General features: G+C 64.7%; 8 protein-coding genes and 1 pseudogene. 6 read left to right on the plus strand and 3 right to left on the minus strand.

Features of this window, described 5'->3' with window-relative positions:
• From AB0J42_RS37355 to AB0J42_RS37365, 3 genes and pseudogenes are all read left to right on the plus strand, one after another.
• Window positions 1-249, plus strand: a pseudogene (locus AB0J42_RS37355) (hypothetical protein); the annotation flags it as partial.
• 215 nt (window positions 250-464) lie between these two features.
• A complete protein-coding gene (locus tag AB0J42_RS37360) occupies window positions 465-917 on the plus strand; it encodes a hypothetical protein (protein WP_364303268.1) in 453 nt (150 codons plus the stop codon).
• Between the two features lie 315 nt (window positions 918-1232).
• Complete coding sequence (locus AB0J42_RS37365) at window positions 1233-1622, plus strand: hypothetical protein (RefSeq protein ID WP_364303270.1); 390 nt, start codon at window positions 1233-1235, stop codon at window positions 1620-1622.
• Window positions 1623-1707: 85 nt separating this feature from the next.
• Here the strand turns inward: AB0J42_RS37365 and AB0J42_RS37370 are convergent, their stop codons facing one another.
• A complete protein-coding gene (locus AB0J42_RS37370; protein WP_364303272.1) occupies window positions 1708-1959 on the minus strand; it encodes a winged helix-turn-helix domain-containing protein in 252 nt (83 codons plus the stop codon).
• Window positions 1960-2055: 96 nt separating this feature from the next.
• Here AB0J42_RS37370 and AB0J42_RS37375 point away from each other — a divergent pair, with 96 nt between their 5' ends.
• The 3 genes from AB0J42_RS37375 to AB0J42_RS37385 all read left to right on the plus strand — a co-directional run bounded on the left by AB0J42_RS37375 (window position 2056) and on the right by AB0J42_RS37385 (window position 4081).
• Entirely contained in the window at window positions 2056-2292 is a 237-nt protein-coding gene (locus AB0J42_RS37375) for a hypothetical protein (protein ID WP_364303274.1), read from the plus strand.
• Window positions 2293-2731: 439 nt separating this feature from the next.
• A complete protein-coding gene (locus AB0J42_RS37380; protein WP_364303276.1) occupies window positions 2732-3511 on the plus strand; it encodes a metalloregulator ArsR/SmtB family transcription factor in 780 nt (259 codons plus the stop codon).
• Between the two features lie 147 nt (window positions 3512-3658).
• Entirely contained in the window at window positions 3659-4081 is a 423-nt protein-coding gene (locus AB0J42_RS37385; protein ID WP_364303279.1) for a hypothetical protein, read from the plus strand.
• Window positions 4082-4375: 294 nt separating this feature from the next.
• On the opposite strand, the gene AB0J42_RS37390 is transcribed toward AB0J42_RS37385, so the two are convergent.
• Together AB0J42_RS37390 and AB0J42_RS37395 are read right to left on the minus strand one after the other, a co-directional pair.
• Complete coding sequence (locus AB0J42_RS37390) at window positions 4376-4762, minus strand: hypothetical protein (RefSeq protein WP_364303281.1); 387 nt, start codon at window positions 4760-4762, stop codon at window positions 4376-4378.
• 77 nt (window positions 4763-4839) lie between these two features.
• The gene (locus AB0J42_RS37395) at window positions 4840-5295 is read right to left on the minus strand and encodes an NUDIX domain-containing protein (protein ID WP_364303283.1); all 456 of its coding nucleotides are present in this window, start codon (window positions 5293-5295) and stop codon (window positions 4840-4842) included.
• Window positions 5296-5721 lie beyond the last annotated feature (426 nt).

Consider the following 5721-nt stretch of genomic DNA (forward strand, 5'->3'; position numbering starts at 1 on the left):
CAGCCTTCCGCCGCCTCCACCAGGCCCGCGCCCGGCTCAGCCATTACCGGCGACGTGGAGATCCACTACCTCAAGATCTGTGAATGTAGTACCGGGCAGCTCATTCCGGCGCTCGTCAAACTGTACGAACAGGGACGTTTTCCCTTTGACCGGCTCGTACGGTATTACGAGCTCGGCGAGATCGAGCAGGCGCTGGCCGACTCCGCGTCAGGCGCCGTCATCAAACCGATTCTCCGGATGCCCCACTGACTTGGCGCCTTATCTCTTTCGGCGCCACACCGGGCATAATCCCTGCAGTCGCGCTCTCGGCCTTTCCGACGGTGCCGCATTTTTCCTGTACGGCGTCGCGCACACTCTCCGGCAGCCTCTCCCACTGGAGTCGGGTCATCGGCGCTGCTCTCCCATCGGTGCCGGACCGTCGACACACCCGGCATATGTCGGCCCGCGTGGCTAGCCTCCAGCGCATGGCAGTCCCCGAGATCATCCCCATCGTCTACGAACCCGATTACCACACCGGCAGGATCGGCCAGTGGGAAGGCGGCCAGTTCTTCGGTTCCGCCATCACCGCCTTCCGGGAGAACTACACCCACACCGCCGACTGGCCATCACACAAGCGCTGGTACGCCGTCCTGCACACCTTCGACGCGGCCGGCCACCACCTCAACTCCCGTATCGAGCACACCGGAGCGGAAGACCGCCACACGTCCGCCGTCCTCGCCGAGGAACGACTGAAGCACTGGCTCGACGACCTCCCGGGTCTACGCTTCGGCGACATCGCCATCCGGCCCTTCCAGCACAGGTTCGACGGAGTGCTCTTCGGCCTCGTCATCGAGACCTTCGAAGGCGAAGAACACGCCGAGTTCTACCCGAACAACATCGGCTTTTATGAACCATGGGACGGCTCGTACGACACCTGACACCGAGATCACGTCAAGCAGGGCGGCTTTCGGGCGCGATGAAGCATCATGCAGCTACATTATTGAGCCGCCAGAGCGCTACCCCTCCCCCAAGAGCCGCTTCTGTGAGGCTGCCTGCAGCACGGGCTTCGGCCCCAGGTCGGACTCCTCGACCTGGGGAAACCGTGACCATCGAGGACACCGACGGGAACTCCGCATCATCCGGTTCACTATCCGCGAGCCCCAGCGCCAACGGATCATGATCGTAGGCGATCAGTGAGCGTAGGACGGTTTGTCTCCGCAGGCGCCCTTGGACCCCACCAGCAGGAGGAACCAGTGTCATACCCGCACCAGCTCACCCCCGAGGAGCAACTCGCCGACGCGAAGAAGCAACTGAGCCTCCCGCGTATCGTCGTGATCTGCGGCTCGACCCGTTTCATGACCGAGATGGCCGAGGCCGATCTGCGCGAGACCGTAGCCGGAAACATCGTCGTCAAGCCGGGTTGCGACATGAAGTCGCCGCACGAGCTCTGGTCCGATCCTGTCGAGGCCGAGGCGCTGAAGGTTCGACTCGACGACCTGCACCGGGCGAAGATCCGGCTCGCTGATGAGGTGCTCGTAATCGGCGACTACATCGGAGACAGCACCCGAGCCGAAATCGCCTACGCCAGGTCGCTGGGCAAGCCGGTGCGGTTCACGCACCCCGAAGTCGACCCCGGTGCCTGATCACCCACCGCCATGCCCTCCGCCGACACCCCTTGGATTGATCATCCAGTAGCGGAGGAGTCCGATCGGCTTCCTCGGCAATCCCTCAGTCGTTCTCGTCAGCGCCGTCGTCTGGATGGCTGACGAAGGTGCCCTTGCCGAGGACCGTGTAGAGGGTGCCGTCGGCGATGAGGACGTTCAACGCCCGGCGAGCCGTTCCTTTGGACACACCGAGTTCGACTGCCAGGCGGGGTTCGCCGGGGACTGGCATGCCGGGCCGGTACTCGCCGGCTTCGATCCTGCGCTTGATCTCATTGACGACCGCCTGCCAGCGCAGTTCATCGGGCTTGAAGTCCATAGTGTTACGTTAGGAACCCAAGGGTTCCCTTTCATTCCCCGGGGTTCCTAGGGGTACCCCTAGGCAGGACTAGGAAGGTTGCCGTAACCTGCGAACATGCACCAGACCTCGGGCTACGACCTCACCGAATTGCACGCTTCGTTCCCCGGCTGGACCTTCTTCCGCAGCGACACCGGCGCCTTCTACGCGACGCGACGCGGAGTCCAGCTCAACGACGCCGAACTCGGCGCAGGCCTTGAGCAGACCGTGAGCGCCGACGACAAGGACACCTTCGTGGCGTTGCTGCACGAGCAACAGCTCAGGGGGTGGAGCTGTGACCGCACCAAGGTCTGATGCATGCGACAACCAGCATGCGGCCCCGCCACTTCCCGAGGCGAGAGCGATCGATTGGGGGCCGAGGCAGTCCCGAGTGAACCGGGTACGAGTCCGGGCACACACCTGCTGCTGTACGTCACCGTACTTCGAACTGTGCACAGCAGGCGGGCTCTGGTTCATCCGGCGTTACACCAAGGGGGACCCCACCGTCGCCGGTGAAAGCCCCTGGCTGTTGGCGGCTGCCGCCCAAGACCTGTGGACACAGCTCCTGACCGGTCAAGTCCGGTCCCGTACCCGGTCGCATTCCCACGGCCGCCTCCTTCATGGCTCTGATGTGCAGACATCTGTGCCTATGTACGGAGTCGCGCCATCATTTCGTGCCAGTCTTGACAGGCAGCCAATCGGCTGCATTACTCTACGACATGCACCCGGATGGCTGCCTGTCAGGAGTCTCGTGATGGATGAGGTGTTCAAGGCGCTGGCTGACCCCAGCCGCCGCCGACTGCTGGACAGCCTGAACGGGCGCGACGGCCAGACCCTGCGCGAGCTCTGCGCCGGCCTGTCCATGGCCCGCCAGTCGGTCAGCAAGCACCTGGCGGTGCTGGAGTCCGCCGGCCTCGTGACCACCGTCCGCCGGGGCCGGGAGAAGTTGCACTACCTCAACGCCGTCCCCATCAACGCCATCGCCGACCGCTGGATCAGCCGCTTCGACCGCGAGCGCGCCCTAGCGCTCACCGACCTCAAGAACGCCCTGGAGCACACACCGATGAGCGACCCCGCCTACGTCTACACCATCCACATCAAGACCACGCCCGAGCGGCTCTGGCAGGCACTGACCGACCCGGCCTTCACCCGCCGCTACTGGGGCATGACCCTGGAATCCGACTGGCGCCCGGGCTCGCCGGTGATCTGGCGCCAGGACGACGTCGCCATCGCCTCCCCCGAGCAGACCGTGCTGGAGGCCGACCCGGGCCGCCGCCTCTCCTACACCTGGCACACCTTCACCCCCGAATGGGCCGAGGCCAACGGCATCGACGAACAGACCCGCGCCACCCTGGCCGCCGAAAGGCGCTCAAAAGTCACCTTCGAGATAGAACCCGTGGGAGAGGCGGTCAGGCTCACCGTCATCCACGACGGCTTCGACTCCGGGAGCACTCTGCGCACCATGATTGAGCAGGGCTGGCCCGAGGTGGTCTCCGGTCTCAAGACCTTGCTCGAAACGGGCGAGCCGCTCTAGTGACTCCCCGGAAAAGGATGCCCCCGCGACCGGCTTTACTCGAAAATACGGGGATTTTCTAGGCCTTGTCATGGTTTGGCGACGAGACAAGAATTCAGTTCAGCCTTCAACTACTTGTTGGAGGGTCCCGCACGGATGAGGAGAAGCATGAAGCGCACCACTTCCGTACTCGCCGCCACCGTCCTCGGCGCCACCCTCATCGGCATCAGTCCCGCGTCCGCGACCACCTCCTCCATCGACTGCACCGCAGGCGACTACACCCGGATCATGGAGAGCTACGTCCCCAGCAACCTCGAGCGGCCCGCCGTGGACGGCTTCGCCTACCGCCTCACCGCGTCCCCGGTCACAATCGAGGTCTGCCTCGACATCCCCGACACGTCGACCTTTACGATCGAGGCGCGCATCCGGTCCTTCGACACACAGAGGGTCTTCGTGGACGACCGGCCCGGCGACAAGATCTTCCGCTACTCACTCGACGCCAACAGCTTCTGGCAGACCTACGGCACTCTGACCGGCCCCGACAGCACGTACGTCCACTACACCTGGTACGAGAAGCGGATCCCGGCCTAGCCTCTCCCGAGCCCGGCCCAATCGGCGATCAATGAACAGCAGACCCCTCGGTGCCGGCAGTGCTTTCCGGCGGGCTCATGGTCTGCTCCTCGCCGCACTGGCCGCAGGCGGTTCCGCACAACCAGCGCCTCGGCATGGGCTTCACCTGGTTCGCCGGTCTCAATCTGCTGCGCCCGGCCACTACGCGGGCGTCACCCTGTAATCCCCGGCCATCGCCTGGTTCTCCTCCGTTGATCGTCGCTGCTCGAAGGATCACGCGATGGCCGTCCCTCACGGCGCTACCTGCGCCGACGGTCACCCGCCCCGCTGCACCGCAGGCACGAACCCACCCCGGGCCTTCCCACCAGCCGCGAGGGCAGCCCAGTCGTCCACCGCACCCTGCGAGTCGACGACCAGCACGACCGCACCACCGGCCCGATCCACGGCCTCCAGCCACGCGAAGCGCTCGTCGACCTCCTGTGGAGACCTCATGCCTTCGACGAAGATCCCGGCATCATCGGGGCCGTCAACCACCGAAGTGGTCAGGTTCGCGAGGATCTGCCAGCCCGCACAGGGCACCGGCCTGCCCGCATCGAGCTGGAAAACGGGAAGCCGCTCGACTGGGTCGGCCGAGACGAGAACCAGCGTCGGTACGGCGCCGTCGAGGTGGAGGGCGTCCTCACGACGAATGTGAAGCGGCATCCGGCGAGTATCCCATGATCTTTCCTGTGCCTGAAAACCCTGCCCGGAGGCTCGTCAGGTAGCTTCTGCGCGAGGCCCTACGGTCGGGCGGTCTGCTGAATCAGGAGCCGATGCGACTCCTGAAGCCCATCAGGAAGGCTGTCCGGGGAGAACCACCGCGCTTCCAGGATCTCTACGGGGTCGAGCGTGAGGTCACCGCCGATGAGCATCGCCTCGTACGCCACCTCCACCCGCAGCCGGTATCCGCTGGTGAGGCGAATGAGCGGCCCCACCTGAACGTGCAGGCCGGTCTCCTCCTCAACCTCGCGGACGACGGTGTCCTCGAATCGCTCGCCTTTGTCGGCGTATCCGGTCGGGCATCCCCACTGCCGATCGACCGGCCACATCCGGTGCCGCAAGAGCAGCACGTGCCCCTCGGAGTCGCGGACGACACCCGTGACTCCGACCATGAATTTCGCATGCCAGAACCACAGCAGACGCCATTGCAGCGGTCCACGAATAATCCGCCACAGGCGGGCTGCAAGCCTCTCCACGACGGCCCTTAACGCGCTGCTCGCGCTGATCGACCGCCTGCAACCCACTCGTATCCGCGGGGAAGGCGCATGTGTGAGCCTATGAACCCGGCTCCACCTTTGACGATTCCAGGCATGGATCGCAAGCATAAGGGCGGCAACGAGCGGAGCCGCGGAGAATCGCTAAGAACCCACGTCGACGGCGCAGCGAAATCTGGCAGCCCAAGAAGTGCAGGCGCGGGAGGCCTGACATCCGCAGTAGTCAGAAATGAGGAAGGCGGAGATGCCGGGCAGACAAACGGAGGCACGGAGGCGACAATCCGACCATGACGCCCGAACCGTCGGATCGTTCCCCTCTCTGCCAGACTGGTGTGACACATGAGGACAAGCAGACCTTAAGTGGCACAAGCAGGGCGAGAACGGGATCTTCTTCACAGTGACGTTGAG

Source organism: Nonomuraea sp. NPDC049649 (genome assembly GCF_040675175.1).
Lineage (GTDB): Bacteria > Actinomycetota > Actinomycetes > Streptosporangiales > Streptosporangiaceae > Nonomuraea.

Excerpts from the sequence above, each read along its gene's own strand:
- AB0J42_RS37360 (WP_364303268.1), top strand. The coding sequence starts at position 465 with ATGGCAGTCCCCGAGATCATCCCCATCGTCTACGAACCCGATTACCAC.
- AB0J42_RS37370 (WP_364303272.1), bottom strand. The coding sequence starts at position 1,959 with ATGGACTTCAAGCCCGATGAACTGCGCTGGCAGGCGGTCGTCAATGAG.
- AB0J42_RS37375 (WP_364303274.1), top strand. The coding sequence starts at position 2,056 with ATGCACCAGACCTCGGGCTACGACCTCACCGAATTGCACGCTTCGTTC.
- AB0J42_RS37380 (WP_364303276.1), top strand. The coding sequence starts at position 2,732 with ATGGATGAGGTGTTCAAGGCGCTGGCTGACCCCAGCCGCCGCCGACTG.
- AB0J42_RS37385 (WP_364303279.1), top strand. The coding sequence starts at position 3,659 with ATGAAGCGCACCACTTCCGTACTCGCCGCCACCGTCCTCGGCGCCACC.
- AB0J42_RS37390 (WP_364303281.1), bottom strand. The coding sequence starts at position 4,762 with ATGCCGCTTCACATTCGTCGTGAGGACGCCCTCCACCTCGACGGCGCC.